The organism is Methylotenera mobilis JLW8, from assembly GCF_000023705.1.
GTDB classification, from domain to species: domain Bacteria; phylum Pseudomonadota; class Gammaproteobacteria; order Burkholderiales; family Methylophilaceae; genus Methylotenera; species Methylotenera mobilis.
On sequence record NC_012968.1, the window covers coordinates 1,718,900 to 1,732,842 of the forward strand.

16 protein-coding genes and 1 tRNA gene are annotated in these 13,943 nt (G+C 45.5%); 4 read left to right on the forward strand and 13 right to left on the reverse strand.

Translation table 11 applies throughout. The annotated features are described in order from the left end of the window. From mauA to MMOL_RS07985, 5 genes are all read right to left on the reverse strand, one after another. Nucleotides 1-570: a methylamine dehydrogenase (amicyanin) small subunit gene (gene mauA, locus MMOL_RS07965; RefSeq protein ID WP_015832511.1), complete on the reverse strand. Its 570-nt coding sequence runs from the start codon at nt 568-570 to the stop codon at nt 1-3. A 41-nt stretch (nt 571-611) separates the two neighbouring features. Further along, nucleotides 612-1,244, reverse strand: coding sequence for a methylamine dehydrogenase accessory protein MauD (gene mauD, locus MMOL_RS07970; protein WP_015832512.1), 633 nt, complete (start codon nt 1,242-1,244; stop codon nt 612-614). Between the two features lie 21 nt (nt 1,245-1,265). Beyond that, nucleotides 1,266-1,814: a MauE/DoxX family redox-associated membrane protein gene (locus MMOL_RS07975; protein ID WP_015832513.1), complete on the reverse strand. Its 549-nt coding sequence runs from the start codon at nt 1,812-1,814 to the stop codon at nt 1,266-1,268. A gap of 7 nt (nt 1,815-1,821) precedes the next feature. After that, a complete protein-coding gene (mauB, locus tag MMOL_RS07980) occupies nt 1,822-3,048 on the reverse strand; it encodes a methylamine dehydrogenase (amicyanin) large subunit (RefSeq protein WP_015832514.1) in 1,227 nt (408 codons plus the stop codon). Nucleotides 3,049-3,109: 61 nt separating this feature from the next. Next, nucleotides 3,110-3,964 (reverse strand): methylamine utilization protein MauF, encoded by an 855-nt coding sequence (locus MMOL_RS07985; protein WP_015832515.1) that lies wholly within the window; start codon nt 3,962-3,964, stop codon nt 3,110-3,112. A gap of 963 nt (nt 3,965-4,927) precedes the next feature. Here MMOL_RS07985 and MMOL_RS07990 point away from each other — a divergent pair. The 4 genes from MMOL_RS07990 to tatC all read left to right on the forward strand — a co-directional run bounded on the left by MMOL_RS07990 (nt 4,928) and on the right by tatC (nt 7,534). Next, entirely contained in the window at nt 4,928-5,947 is a 1,020-nt protein-coding gene (locus tag MMOL_RS07990; RefSeq protein ID WP_015832516.1) for a helix-turn-helix domain-containing protein, read from the forward strand. Between the two features lie 130 nt (nt 5,948-6,077). Next, nucleotides 6,078-6,296 (forward strand): Sec-independent protein translocase subunit TatA, encoded by a 219-nt coding sequence (gene tatA, locus MMOL_RS07995; protein WP_015832517.1) that lies wholly within the window; start codon nt 6,078-6,080, stop codon nt 6,294-6,296. A 49-nt stretch (nt 6,297-6,345) separates the two neighbouring features. Further along, nucleotides 6,346-6,768: a Sec-independent protein translocase protein TatB gene (tatB, locus tag MMOL_RS11930; protein ID WP_015832518.1), complete on the forward strand. Its 423-nt coding sequence runs from the start codon at nt 6,346-6,348 to the stop codon at nt 6,766-6,768. 1 nt (nt 6,769) lies between these two features. After that, nucleotides 6,770-7,534 (forward strand): twin-arginine translocase subunit TatC, encoded by a 765-nt coding sequence (gene tatC, locus MMOL_RS08005; RefSeq protein WP_015832519.1) that lies wholly within the window; start codon nt 6,770-6,772, stop codon nt 7,532-7,534. Nucleotides 7,535-7,716: 182 nt separating this feature from the next. On the opposite strand, the gene MMOL_RS08010 is transcribed toward tatC, so the two are convergent. From MMOL_RS08010 to infC, 8 genes are all read right to left on the reverse strand, one after another. After that, nucleotides 7,717-7,793 (reverse strand) — tRNA-Pro (locus MMOL_RS08010). 111 nt (nt 7,794-7,904) lie between these two features. Then, nucleotides 7,905-8,375 carry a MerR family transcriptional regulator gene (locus MMOL_RS08015; protein WP_041928563.1) on the reverse strand — a complete coding sequence of 157 codons (471 nt, stop codon included), beginning with the start codon at nt 8,373-8,375 and terminating at the stop codon, nt 7,905-7,907. Nucleotides 8,376-8,649: 274 nt separating this feature from the next. Continuing rightward, on the reverse strand, nt 8,650-8,943 hold the full coding sequence (locus MMOL_RS08020; RefSeq protein WP_015832521.1) for an integration host factor subunit alpha: 294 nt from the start codon (nt 8,941-8,943) through the stop codon (nt 8,650-8,652). A 96-nt stretch (nt 8,944-9,039) separates the two neighbouring features. Further along, complete coding sequence (gene pheT, locus MMOL_RS08025) at nt 9,040-11,409, reverse strand: phenylalanine--tRNA ligase subunit beta (protein WP_015832522.1); 2,370 nt, start codon at nt 11,407-11,409, stop codon at nt 9,040-9,042. 86 nt (nt 11,410-11,495) lie between these two features. Further along, complete coding sequence (gene pheS, locus MMOL_RS08030; RefSeq protein WP_015832523.1) at nt 11,496-12,494, reverse strand: phenylalanine--tRNA ligase subunit alpha; 999 nt, start codon at nt 12,492-12,494, stop codon at nt 11,496-11,498. 213 nt (nt 12,495-12,707) lie between these two features. Beyond that, nucleotides 12,708-13,067: a 50S ribosomal protein L20 gene (rplT, locus tag MMOL_RS08035; RefSeq protein ID WP_015832524.1), complete on the reverse strand. Its 360-nt coding sequence runs from the start codon at nt 13,065-13,067 to the stop codon at nt 12,708-12,710. A 9-nt stretch (nt 13,068-13,076) separates the two neighbouring features. Then, nucleotides 13,077-13,274 carry a 50S ribosomal protein L35 gene (rpmI, locus tag MMOL_RS08040; protein WP_015832525.1) on the reverse strand — a complete coding sequence of 66 codons (198 nt, stop codon included), beginning with the start codon at nt 13,272-13,274 and terminating at the stop codon, nt 13,077-13,079. 116 nt (nt 13,275-13,390) lie between these two features. Further along, on the reverse strand, nt 13,391-13,915 hold the full coding sequence (gene infC, locus MMOL_RS08045) for a translation initiation factor IF-3 (RefSeq protein WP_081433024.1): 525 nt from the start codon (nt 13,913-13,915) through the stop codon (nt 13,391-13,393). Nucleotides 13,916-13,943 lie beyond the last annotated feature (28 nt).

Here is a 13,943-nt window from a genome sequence, read left to right on the forward strand (position 1 = left end):
TTAGCTAGCCTTACCAACAACTGGTGAGATAGTGCAGTGATATGTCATATCATCATTTTCAGCACCGAAACACCAAACGATGTCGTTGTTGAACTCTGGACGATACACTGGCAATTCACCGTGTGTATTGAAGCAACCGCAACGAGTAGCAGTTTGTTTACCACAACAGTCACGGTACGCAATCAGGTAAGTTTGACCATCACCTGGGTTAAAGCAACTAGCAACCCATGAGCTTGGTGATAGACTTGAACCTGGTGGGCAAGATGTCAAGCTACCACCACTACAATCACAAATTTGGCCGTCGATAGAACAATGACGCCAGTAGTCACAAGCCTGTGGATCTTTATCCTGAGGCACCCAACCACGTTCACGGGTCATGCTGTTAACACTAGCTGCCTGTGCTTCACCAAGACCAAGACGAGCGCGACGGTCAACTGGTAGCAAAGGTAACAGTGCTGAACCTGCTAATAACATACCTACTTTGCCGATAAAGCTACGGCGGCCAGTGTAATTGGCCGTGGTACGCGCCAATTTCTCAATGGTAGAATCAAATCGTTTGTTTTCTTTCATTTTGTTTTCCTTATCCTAAATATTGGAACTTTTAGACTAAATTAATGAACACCTTTGTTTTCGTCTGCGTGCAGTAACGGAGTCGTGCTGTGCTTCATGAAGTCCTGTAAAGTTGAATGACCTTCACGAACTGTCTCAAACAAGCTTTCAACATGCTCACGTGTATTGCACAGGCCTTTGCCAAGAATCACGCCATCTGCATCAAGCAACACGCCATAAGGAACTTTAGAAATCTGATAACGGATACCAATTTCAGCTGAAACAACATAGCGCTCATTTTGCAGCGGATGGTTACGTAAGAACTCAAGGTGTTCAGCACGTGTACCATCACTAATCAGCACTACATCAGCACCTTCTGCAGCAGCTACTGAACGAATAATCGGCAGCAACTTAGCGCAGATAGGGCAGCTTGGACCAGTAAACATCAACAGGCTTGGACGGTTTGGTGTCACCGCACGACCAACTGTAATCGGTGCACCGTCAAACGTCGTCAGACTGAACACCGGTGAGCGCTCGCCGACTTCAGGGCCGTTGTCGAGCAACATCGCACCCAGCGGAGCTGAACGCTCGTGTAACAGACCAATTTGTCGTATAACGCCAAGCATCAATGCTGCCAGGCTTAAGAATGCGCACCACAACAACACATTCGATGCAATAATAAATCCAGTATTCATTTCTATTCTCCTATGTATAAACTAACTTTTTTTGGCACGTGAGTCGTGTAAACCCACGATTAAATCTGCAGCAAGATAAAGCATCGCAAACATCGCGGCACCAGCTACACCAACCACTACTGACTCCCATGTCATTGCTGACAAACTAACAGTGACATTAGCGGTGAAGAGACTCACTGCGGCGAGTGCAAGGGCACGCATGACGTGAAACATGCCAATGCGGCTCACACTTGTCGGGCGACGTACGCAACCACAGTCAATGTGGGTGCGGCCACGTCCGACATTAATCGCGAGTGCCATTGCAAACATCATAAACAGGCCTGCCGCTACCCACGCAGCCACCTCGCGCGCTGGCGGCACCAGCAATGCTATGGCGCTGCCAAGCTCTAACCAAGGTAGAAGCTTCGCGAATGGGGCGACCATGAAGGAAGGAAGCAGCCGGTAATTTGCAACCACCCCCTGAAACTCATCTGCATTGCGGATTTTTGGAATTGCAGCCGCAGCCAAAACAAGTGCCAGGAAAAGTGAAGCAAACACCGGAACAATCGGGTCATTAATCAGCCAGTTCATGATTTACTCACTTATCCATCGTAACGATAATTTGAGGAGCTTTACCCATCTCGTCCATTGATGCCAACTGCTTACCGCCAATCGCGTCAAAGGTATAGATGATTTTGTGCTCAATTGAAGCCGCAATCAGCGTAGGATTTTTGTCCTGAGTCACAGCAATAGAATCAATCGCATGTTTCAGGTCAATACGGCGCAAACGTTTACCGGTTGTACCATCAGCTACCACTACAAAACGGCTAGGTAATTTGTGCGTCCATTTAGCGCGTTGGTCTGCAAGCAGATAGATTTCGTTACGCTCTTTATGGAAAGCAATTGGTTGCCAGCCACCTGGGCCCCACTTATCTTTCTTCTCTTTATCAGTGAAAATCTCGATTGGTTTCAAGAATTCAGCACCAGAATCAGACAACTTAGCCTGGAAGATCTTACCTTCGTAAGTTGGCCATACTAGACGACCAGCTGAGTTTGAGTAGTACGGGTTATTGTGTAGATACTCGTTCTCGGCATGGAATACTTTAGTATTTTTCTGCTTAGAGTTACCTTGGTTGTCATAAGTCACCTGCAGCAATGAACCATCACGACAGTGCATGAAGAAGTTTTGCTTAGCAGCTGGGAAAACGTGATAACAATCTGGAACAGGCATAGTCTTCACATACTTCTTGGCTTCCAGATCAACCAGACCCACGCCAGATGATGGTGAGAACTGCTGAATCAGCATGTATTTGTCATCAACACTCAAAGACGCCGTACGTTCCATTAAACCCGTTAAAAAGCGGATTTCAGGAATATCAATATCTGCAACTGCCTCAAGTGTTTGTGGATCATGCAATCTCACGTAGTCATCTCGCTTACCATGAGCAATACGATCGTAAGTTGTATTAGCCATACCTACAAACTTAGGGCTTGACATCACATGCGGCAGTTTGCCGCCATCGATCAAACCGTGCATTTGCAGTTTGTTATCATTAGCGCCCATGACATACGTTTGAGAAGTCATGTTGAAGTGACCAGGGTCAATCACGTAAAAACGCTTAGCATCAACAGGTGGCGCTTTTGCAACTGACAAATTGTCAATCTTTAGGCTGCCAACTGCGGCAAGCTGTTTTGGCACAGCTTTTTGATCTTCAGCAAACGCAGGTTGCGCTGCCACCAACAAAGCGGCGATTGCCAACTTGCCTGCAACGCTAGCTGTTAGCCCGCGCTTTCCGTTTGTTGATTGATTATTTAAAGTAATCATATTCTCTCCAGACCTTATTAATAATTGTATAAATTCACTTCTGAATCAAAACCACCGGCTATCAAATGAATAGCAGCGTAAGTGCTGCAGACCCAATAGAAAGCAAGAGGAACCCATCTACTTCAACTGCGCGTTCTTGCCAACGAGCAAGCCAAGCCTGAGCAGCCTGATTGCTAACTGGAAAAAAGTTGATAGCTACTGGCAAGCAGCGGCCAATGTTGAAGATAGCGAATATCGTGATAGCCGTTTGCACGTCACCACTAAACAGCGCTACACCAGTGACGATGTAAAGCATTGGTGTTTGCACATAGGTCAGGTAGTTCATGCCTAATGCAAAGCCATACAACAAACCAATCACCCAAGAACTGAAGCGGTAACGTGCGTCATGTGGCACTTGTGCGCGGCGCTGTGGATATGGCATCTTCAGGAAACCGAACTGATGCACACCATAACCAATCGCCAGCACAGACATGCCTGCTACCATGTAGGTGAAAGGAAGTTGCTCAAACAGCAGCCAGCCTGCGAAGCCCAGTGCACCACCTAATACCAATGCACCAACTGCATAACCTAGTACATGGGTTAAAAAGGTAGGCGTCCAACGTGCTACCGAACCGAACGAATAACGCCCAGCTGGTCGCAACAGACTCAAACTAGAATAGCCGCATGGCGACCAGGTTGATAAAAAGCCACCTACCAGTGCAAGCACGACAAACATCGCCGTTAATGCATCGGAAGTTGCCACGCTTGAATTTAGCATGCTGCCACCAACGACACCTGCGGCAATCGCTAACGCCATTGTTACAAAACGTACCGTACCTGAACGCGGCTCAGCAAAGCTGATCGCATCAGGCACACATGCAACGGCAGCGTTGCCTTGGGATGTCTGATACATTCCAGACCCTATACCCATTTTCATGATCTCCTCCTATGGCCATATGGCCACTTGTTGATTGAAATAAAAACTACGCAACGCCAATATAGTTACAATTGTGTTACTTCCGTAGCAAGAATCGGCAAGCCATTAAGCCGCCAATCTCACTGTTGCCGATTTTTGCTACCAGTTTTATTTCTCATCCCAATCACGCTCAGTTATGCTTTTTACAAGCGCAAAATAAAAAAAAAGCCGCACCCGAAGGCGCGGCCATAAAACTAGGCGTTATAAACGTTGGAGATGCCTAAATGAAAAGCTGTTAGCAATTCGATCAGTTTTAATAACCTGATAAATACTCCGTCTTCTATCTGTAAAGAACACTGCATTTAAAAACCCCGGTATTACTTAAAACTGACGGGGAAACTATAACAATGCAGATGCAACTCACGTAGCAAGAATCGGCATACAGTTCACCCAAGCATCTCGCTCTTGCCGATTCTTGCTAGAAACCTCTATTTTCAATACCAGTTATGCAACATCAATCTGCTCCATTATTGAAAATAGCAAGTTCACACCGACACTAATATCGAAATTTCCAATCCAAATCATTGAAGGGTATTCAGTGTATTTATTCCTTTAAATACTGCAGCCATCTACTGTCCCATCCACCGTTTATTCAGGCTAATTACATATTAAAAAATTGGGTGTAATATAAGTAAACTGATGCAATGTAAGTGGGAAATTTCATCTATATTTCATCAAGTTATCATCATGCCGTCACTATTGCCGTTTTTTGCTATCAATCCATATTTTTTGGAGTAAAGTCACTCTTGCTAACCTAGTATTTAATGCGTATCGGAGTATCGCAACCAATAAACCATTGAACGCTTTTTAAGATTAATTACAACGATAAGAATAATAAAAAAGACTAGACTTTTCGCTTAAGGCATAACAATAAAAAACGCCGGATCCAGCATCCACGAAAAGTTAGACTAGAGGAGAAGTGTCGTGAATTTCCAGGAAGAGTTTCTGGGCATATCCCCTACGGGTGGTAGCCCTAAAATACATTTAGTTGAACGCAAAACCACGGATGTGCTAGAACAAGCGGACGCGCTGCCGTTCTGGTCGCAAGACTACACACAACTGAGTAAAGGCACTTTCTCGGGCGGACTGAGCAGTGTCACGCATCACGGTGTGCAAGTGTTTCGCGAAACCATGAACCGAGCCGTTGACCAAATCGCGTTTGCACCAGCGGATGCCTACGTGATTGGCCTACCGACCATCATTGAGGGCGATGCCTCATGGGGGCTGATGCCAGTCAAGCCCAACGCCATGATTACTCTGGATAAAAATGCTGAGTTGGTGTTTCGCACCTCTAACTTATCAGAAATCACGGCAGCTGTTATTTCAGCACAACGCTTGGAAGAATATGCCGCCCAAGTGGAATGGATAGATCTGCGCAAAGCAATGGAAAGCGTGAAGCCAGTAGAGCGTATCTCTCCCGATGTCACCGCCCGTTTGCAAGCATCACTTACCGACGGCATGCACTATGTATCCAAGTTTCGCGATACAGAAGATGCAGAACAGATATGGCGCCTCTTCGAAAATGACCTGATGGCAACCTGTTTGCAAGCACTATTGCAGGCTAGCAATAGCCCTAATCACAGCCACGACCACCGCATTCATCGCTATATCGTCAATCGCGTGCGTGACCTCACACTTTCAAGCTCAGGTTACCCGCTAACGATAGAAGAGCTCTGTATTAGCCTGCGCATCAGCAGGCGAACCTTGAATCATGCCTTTATCCGAGTACTAGGCATTACACCGGTTGCCTACATGCGTAATGTACGCCTGCACCGCATACGCGCAGAGCTGCAATCTGCACCGCACCAAGTCAGATACATTGCTAGCGTAGCTGCGAAATGGGGGTTCTGGCATATGAGCTTATTCTCGCGCTATTACCGCGAGTTATTTGGTGAAACACCAATAGAGACGCTGTCGCGCTCACGCGTCGGTGAACGGCACTGAGCAGAGCGCTTGCTTCCCCGCAGGGTGAAGTAAGTACTACCGTGTCAGCAGTTATTTTATTTATACATTTGTTTATATATAGTCTTTGGCCACGAGTGGGCAAAGCGTTAACTTAGGAGGTCGTCGCATAATGGGTTCTTTTAGTATCTGGCATTGGTTGATCGTACTGCTGATTGTGGCATTGGTGTTTGGCACCAAAAAATTACGTAATATTGGCGGCGACGTTGGCGGCGCAGTCAAAAATTTTAAAGAAGCGGTCAATGAAGGAAAAAGCAGCCCTGCCCTCGAACATGGCAACACCGCAGGCGGGCAAACGGTAGAGCATGATGCTACTCAGGCCAGACATTAAGGCCAAACATAAAGGCTAGTCACTAAGTTACCCAGGACATCACTACATCATGTTTGATATTGCATTCTCTGAGCTTATTGTTATCGGCGTGGTGGCACTCATTGCCATCGGCCCAGACAAACTACCCAAAGTGGCACGCACCGCAGGTCATCTGTTTGGCCGAGCGCAACGCTACATCAATGATGTCAAATCCGAAATGGACAATGAACTGCGCATAGAAGAGCTACAGAAGCTGCAGAATGAGATACTGGAAAATACGCAAGCCGCACCTAAATACCAGGTAGGTCAGGTAATCCGCCATGGACAGATTGTCCGCGATGACCTGCTTACCCATCATGATCAGCTCACCCATGATATAGACGAAAACGAAGAGCTAGCAGCAAAACCTGTACATCCCACCACGATGACAGAGGGTGACTATATCCCAACACCACTCCGGTCACAGCCGCTAAATCAAGCGAAGGCTAGCTAAATTGGGCATCGCAGATAACTTAGTCTCACATCTGGTTGAATTACGTAATCGCCTGTTACGTATAGCAGTGGTGTTGCTACTACTCATCATCGCCCTATTCCCGTTCGCCAACGACATTTACCACTTCCTAGCCATGCCGCTACTAGCAAGCCTGCCTGCTGGCGGGCAGATGATTGCTACCGATGTCACCACGCCGTTCTTTGTGCCAATGAAGAGTGTGCTACTGACCGCCTTTGTTATCTCGCTACCGCACACCCTGTATCAGATATGGGCTTTTGTCGCGCCAGGGCTATACACGCATGAACGCCGTCTAATCTGGCCATTGGTATTTGCCAGCACTATACTTTTTCTATGCGGCATGGCATTTGCCTACTTTTTAGTGTTTCCGGTGATTTTCGGCTTTATTAGCAACACCGCGCCTGAAGGCGTGGCAGTGATGACAGACATCGGCAATTACCTAGACTTCACCATGTCGCTTTTTATCGCATTTGGCCTCGCATTTGAAGTGCCGGTTGCCGTAGTACTTCTAGTGACAACAGGTGTAGTAAGCATTGCCAGCTTACGTGAAGCACGCGCCTACGTGCTAGTTGGTGCCTTTGTGTTAGGTGCCATATTCACACCGCCAGATGTGATCTCTCAGTTTATGCTGGCGATGCCGCTATGGCTACTATATGAAGCAGGCATCCTCGTCGCTAGCTTGATGCAACGTACACAACAAACCAGTGCATCTACTGCCAGTAGCCAACTATTGCCATTGGATAAATAATCCAATATTAGATAAATAACCCAGTATTATCAGTGCCATCGCTAGCTCATAAAACAAGCGTAAATCCAGTTACGGCAAAACACTGACACCCAATACCGATTAAAGCAGCAGCACAAAATAAAAAAGCCAGCTAAACGCTGGCTTCATATTAGAACTTCTTGATGCTATAACTTCTTGATTTTTGGTCGGGACGGTGTGATTCGAACACACGACCCCTTGCACCCCATGCAAGTACGCTACCAGGCTGCGCTACGCCCCGAACCGTTGCTACCTATTACTGGTAACAAGGCGTGTATTATAGCGCAAAAGCCATGTCGCCATAAATCTGGCAGCATAAATAATTAGTCCACGGATAGGATACGGTCTTAAATTAATGTGAAGTCTTGGCTAAAGAAAAATCCGTACGTAATAAATTTAAAATTTCACGCAACTCAGCTTTAACTGCTTGGTAATCAAAAGCAGTGCCCTTGCCTTCACCTGCAGCTATCATTGCAGGTTCAATGTCGGCAGATGTAGCCACAGCACTTTTCGCGCTGGTTGGTTTCTCACCATGCCCAGCTTTCGTATTGAACTCAAGGTCATCTAGGCGATTACGCGCACCACTGATGGTAAAGCCTTGCTCATACAACAACTCGCGGATACGTCGAATCAGTAGCACTTCATGATGCTGATAATAACGGCGATTACCACGACGCTTGACTGGTTTAAGCTGTGTAAACTCCTGCTCCCAGTACCTTAAAACATGCGGTTTAACGCCACAAAGCTCGCTTACCTCACCAATAGTAAAGTAGCGCTTTGCTGGAATTGGTGGCAATTGCACCTTGGCGACCTGTTCAGTCATACTTTCGGCTTTCTCACTCATATAACTACTACACTAAAGTATATTCGATATATATTCGGATATATTCAAGATACATTAAGAACACACTAAGAAAACTAACACATCACTACCAGACAACTTTTACCGTACTTTATAAGTAAAGTCTTTTAATAACTAAAAAAACTTTTACAACTAAATACTTTGTAACTTAAGACCCTTTAACCTAGACCCTACTTTTAGCCTAGGCCTAATGACTTAGGACCTTATCAGGTACGGCAGTCATGACTGACACCGACTAAGATGCAAAGTTTGCGTCAACTTTGCTTTTTAATTTTTGGCTGGCATGAAACGTCACCACACGTCGTGCAGTAATTGGTATTTCTTCACCAGTTTTAGGATTACGGCCAGGACGTTCTGATTTTTGACGCAATTCAAAATTACCAAAACCAGACAACTTCACACTATCACCGGCTTCTAGTGCAGTACGCACTTCTTCAAAAAATGCCTCCACCATATCTTTGGCTTCACGCTTATTCAACCCAACTTGCTCATACAGTAAATCAGCAAGTTCAGCTTTTGTTAAAGTCATAAACACTCCCGTTTTTTAATGCTTTGTATCGCTATTTAATATTATTGATGATGCTAAATGCAAAAAAATAAATCCCCCTGCCACAGGGTGGAGGATTTAGTTTCTTAATACTGCATCAAATTTTATTTGCAACAATTGTAGCAGATTTGCGATTGCTGTATCGGCATCACTATCTGTTAATGTCTTTTGAGTATCGTGCATAAGTACTGATAATGCAAGGCTTTTTTTGTTTTCAGGCACACCTTTGCCTTGATACAAATCGAACAATGCCACATCTGCAATCAAGGCGATATTTTCTGCTTTAATTGCACTTAATACTGCTTGCACAGCAACAGTTTCATCTAACACGATAGCCAAATCGCGGCGCACAGGCAGTAGTTTTGATACCTCTTGATATGCTGGTAATGCACGCGCCACAATCGCGTCCACATCAAGCTCAAACACATAAGTGCTTTTCGCCAGATCGTAATGCTGCTGCCACTTAGGATGCAACTTACCTAACCAGCCAATAGCCTTGCCGTTTAGCATGACTTTCGCAGATTGACCAGGATGCAAGGCACAGTGCTCGGCTTTTTCATAAGTTACTTGCTTATGCAGGCCATCAGCACCAATCAAGCTATCCACGTGCGCTTTCACGTCAAAGAAATCAATCTCGGTATTGCTTGCAGCCCATTGCTCAGGCTTAGCACTACCATAGGCCAGACCAGACACGCGCGTAGTTTCTTGGTAAGCACCAGCCTGCTGTTGGTACACGGCACCAATCTCGAACAAGTACGCACGCTCTTGCTTGCGATTAAGGTTATAAGTAAGTACATCCAGCAAACCGCCCCACAAGCTAGTACGCATCACACTCAGGTTACTAGCAATTGGGTTCTTCAGTTTAATCGGTGCTGGGTTACCAATTAGATCACGCTCCCAGCTTTCATCCACGAAACTGTAGGTCACTACTTCTTGGTAGCCTACAGATACCAAACTGTCGCGTAGTTGGTTCAAGTGTAAGCGCTGCTCAGGTGCAGCCAGCATGTTTAAACTGGCGACCGGCGCTAACGCTGGGATGTGGTCGTAACCATGTAAACGTGCCACTTCTTCAATCAAATCTTCTTCGATATTGATATCAAAACGATAGCTAGGTGGTACTACAGTAAACACCTCAGCTGCACTACTAAACTCAAAACCAAGCTGTGTTAATAATTGTGCAACTTTTTCTTGTGTCAGGCTAATACCTAATACAGAAATCAGGCGTGACATTCTTAGTTTTACTGCATCACGCGCTGGCAATGCAGACATCACTTCAGTAACAGGGCCCACTTGGCCGCCACACAAAGTTTTAATCAGTGCAGTTGCATACTCAAGCGCATTACGCGTATTGCCAAAATCCACACCGCGCTCAAAGCGGTAAGATGAATCCGTGCTGAAACCCAATCTGCGCGCTTTACCTGCAATCACCGCTGGGGTGAAGAATGCACTTTCTAAGAAAATATCGGTGGTTGCATCATCGACAGAGCTAGGCTTACCGCCCATCACACCAGCCAATGCCAGTGCGCCATTGCTATCGGCAATCACCAGGTCATCTGCTTTTAATTCTATGGTTTGGTCATTCAGTAAGGCAATAGACTCTCCCGCGTTAGCAAAACGCACACTGATATCGCCATGCAATTTAGCTGCATCAAACGCGTGCATAGGCTGCCCTAGCTCTAACAACACGTAGTTAGTAATATCCACCACCACGCTAATACTGCGCAAGCCGCTACGCTCCAAACGCTTTACCATCCATGCCGGTGTTGTTGCAGCAGTATTAACCCCTGTGATTAAACGGCCACAATAACGTGGGCAAACGACTGATTCATTCACTTGCACGTTTTTGCTGTTTGCATGTTCAGCCACCACAGGGACAATTGCGTTAAAGCGTGTTGGTGCGCCGGTAATCGCGGCAACGTCGCGCGCAATACCGGTCAAACTCAAGCAATCACTACGGTTAGGCGTAAGTTTTAATGTAAATAGATGATCGTTTAGATCCAGATATTCTCGAATATCCTGCCCTACTACCGCATCATTATCCAACTCAAGTAAGCCGGTGGCTTCAGCGCTAATGCCCAACTCTTTGGATGAGCACATCATGCCAAATGACTCTACGCCGCGTACCTTGGCTTGTTTAATCGAAATACCAGGCAACTCAGCACCCACCATCGCACATGGTGCCATCAGGCCAGCACGCGCATTGGCCGCACCGCATACAATCTGTAAGGGTTCAGCCAAGCCCACATCCACCTTGCACACTTGCAGACGATCTGCATCTGGGTGTTTTTCAGCAGAAAGGATTTTAGCCACAACCACTTTGCTAAAAGCTGCAGCTACCGGCTGCATCTCTTCCACTTCCAGCCCAGCCATCGTTAGAGCATGACTCAGTGCCTGACTATCTAAATCTGTATCGACTAAACTGCGTAACCAATTTTCTGAAAATTGCATAATGCTTTACAACCTTGAATTAAGGATTAAATTTTTAAGTACTCAATGTGAGCGTTTGCAAACTAGTATGTTATAGACTGTGTGCGTTATTTGAATTGACCTAAAAAACGCAAATCATTGTTAAAGAAATGACGCAAATCATTCACGCCATAACGCAGCATGGTCAAACGCTCAATTCCCAGACCAAAGGCAAAACCGCGATATTTCTCGCTGTCGATATTCACGTGTTTGAACACCTCTGGGTGCACCATGCCACAACCACCTATCTCTAGCCAACCGCCGTTCCAACTCATATCCATTTCTGCAGATGGCTCAGTAAACGGGAAGAATGATGGTCTAAAGCGCACGGTCAAATCATCACGCTCAAAGAATTTCTGTAAGAAATCCTGCACCACGCCTTTAAGGTTGGCAAAGCTAATATCTTCATCCACCCACAAACCTTCTACCTGGTGGAACATCGGTGAGTGCGTTGCATCAGAATCCACGCGGTACACACGGCCTGGCGCAATAATCTTGAATGGTGGGGTTTGATTGTTCTTTAACGCGTTTTCCATATAGCGTGCTTGCACTGGAGAGGTATGCGTACGTAACACATTCGCTTCATCAATGTAGAACGTGTCATGCATGGCACGTGCCGGGTGGTCTTCAGGAATATTTAGCGCAGTGAAGTTATAAAAATCTGTTTCAATTTCAGGACCAGTCGCAACCTCAAAACCGATGGAATGAAACAATTGCTCCACACGTTTTAATGTCAGCGTTACTGGATGCAAACCACCTTGCGATTGCGCTCTTGCTGGCAAAGTCACATCAATCGACTCTTGCGCAAGTTGTTTTGCCTGTTCTGCATTTAGTAGCGACTCTCTGCGAGCGGTAAGCGCAGCTTCAATCGCCTGTTTCACCACGTTAATTGCTGCACCGGCTGCCGGACGCTCTTCTGCACTTAACTTGCCCAAACTTTTTAACGCATCTGTGAGTGAGCCTGATTTGCCTAGGTATTTTGCCTTAGCAATTTCCAAATCATTCATTGAAGCACTATTAAGAAAATCTGCTTCTGCTTCAGCAATTAAATGCGTTAAGTCTGCCATGTCGTTTCAATCTTTAATTATGATTAATGCTATAGAGTTTAAAATCGAATTTTAAAATCAAGGCAGCGCCAATAATAGCGCCCTATAGATTTTTGTAATACATTGATTTGCATGTAAAAATTGCAAAGCTGGATTTTACAGCAAAAAAAAGAGGCCGAAGCCTCTTTTTTTCATCAAACTTAAATTAAGTTTGAAAAGTACTTACCTACCTACTTATGCTGCTAAACCAGCTTTTGCTAATTCTACGAATTTTGCAAATGCCGCTTTATCAAACACAGCCAAGTCAGCTAATACTTTACGATCCACTTCGATCGCAGCTTTTTTCAAGCCATTCATGAAACGGCTATATGTCAAACCGAACTCGCGTGAGCCGGCGTTGATACGCGCAATCCACAATGTGCGGAATTGACGTTTCTTTTGACGACGGTCACGATAAGCGTATTGACCCGCTTTCATTACCGCCTGTTTAGCTACGCGGTAAACGTTTTTACGACGACCACGGTAACCTTTAGCTGCTTTTAATACTTTTTTGTGTCTAGCGCGAGCGATGACACCACGTTTTACTCTAGGCATGTTCTACTCCTATTGTGTTGGCATCATAGCGCGGACGCGCTTGACATCAGTTGAAGAAATGATCGCCGTGCCGCGTAATTTACGCTTTTGCTTGGTGGTCTTTTTCGTTAGGATATGGCGCAAGTGAGAGTGTGTACGCTTCACTTTACCATTACCCAAGAATTTGAAGCGCTTTTTGGCGCTGCTCTTGGTTTTCATCTTTGGCATTTTGTTCTCCTTAGAGTGGTTAAGAGTGCTTAGGCATGCCGTTTAGCCGTATCACTCAGGGGTACTACTTCTTTAGTGCAATCCCTAGTATCAAACTAGCAATTACTCAATTTAAATTACTTAACTTTCTTAATCGGCCCCAATACCATCACCATTTGGCGACCTTCCATTTTCGGGTATTGTTCAACGACTGCGTATTCTTTCAAATCTGCTTCAACACGTTTCAATAAAGCCATACCAAACTCTTGGTGTGTGATTTCGCGGCCTCTAAAACGCAAAGTGATTTTCGCTTTATCGCCATCTTGAATGAATCGAGTGATATTGCGCACTTTAATGTTGTAATCACCATCATCCGTCCCTGGACGGAACTTGATTTCTTTTACAACCACTTGCTTTTGTTTAAGCTTAACTTCGTGCTGTCTTTTACTCTCGGCATATTTAAATTTGCCGTAGTCCATCAACCTGCAAACAGGTGGCGCCGCATTTGGCGCTATCTCTACAAGATCAATGTCAGCTTCTTCCGCTTTTGCAAAAGCTTCAGCTAAACTCACAATACCTAAGGGCTCACCCTCAACACCCACCAAACGAATCTGTTGCGCTGTAATATCGCCATTGATTCGGGTTTCTTTGTCCTGTGCTATATCAAATTCTCCAAATAGTTAAGCCGTG

Excerpts from the sequence above, each read along its gene's own strand:
- tatB (WP_015832518.1), top strand. The coding sequence starts at position 6,346 with ATGTTTGATATTGCATTCTCTGAGCTTATTGTTATCGGCGTGGTGGCA.
- MMOL_RS07975 (WP_015832513.1), bottom strand. The coding sequence starts at position 1,814 with ATGAACTGGCTGATTAATGACCCGATTGTTCCGGTGTTTGCTTCACTT.
- MMOL_RS08020 (WP_015832521.1), bottom strand. The coding sequence starts at position 8,943 with ATGACTTTAACAAAAGCTGAACTTGCTGATTTACTGTATGAGCAAGTT.
- MMOL_RS08015 (WP_041928563.1), bottom strand. The coding sequence starts at position 8,375 with ATGACTGAACAGGTCGCCAAGGTGCAATTGCCACCAATTCCAGCAAAG.
- pheS (WP_015832523.1), bottom strand. The coding sequence starts at position 12,494 with ATGGCAGACTTAACGCATTTAATTGCTGAAGCAGAAGCAGATTTTCTT.
- tatA (WP_015832517.1), top strand. The coding sequence starts at position 6,078 with ATGGGTTCTTTTAGTATCTGGCATTGGTTGATCGTACTGCTGATTGTG.
- pheT (WP_015832522.1), bottom strand. The coding sequence starts at position 11,409 with ATGCAATTTTCAGAAAATTGGTTACGCAGTTTAGTCGATACAGATTTA.
- MMOL_RS07985 (WP_015832515.1), bottom strand. The coding sequence starts at position 3,964 with ATGAAAATGGGTATAGGGTCTGGAATGTATCAGACATCCCAAGGCAAC.
- mauB (WP_015832514.1), bottom strand. The coding sequence starts at position 3,048 with ATGATTACTTTAAATAATCAATCAACAAACGGAAAGCGCGGGCTAACA.
- rpmI (WP_015832525.1), bottom strand. The coding sequence starts at position 13,274 with ATGCCAAAGATGAAAACCAAGAGCAGCGCCAAAAAGCGCTTCAAATTC.
- mauD (WP_015832512.1), bottom strand. The coding sequence starts at position 1,244 with ATGAATACTGGATTTATTATTGCATCGAATGTGTTGTTGTGGTGCGCA.
- rplT (WP_015832524.1), bottom strand. The coding sequence starts at position 13,067 with ATGCCTAGAGTAAAACGTGGTGTCATCGCTCGCGCTAGACACAAAAAA.
- mauA (WP_015832511.1), bottom strand. The coding sequence starts at position 570 with ATGAAAGAAAACAAACGATTTGATTCTACCATTGAGAAATTGGCGCGT.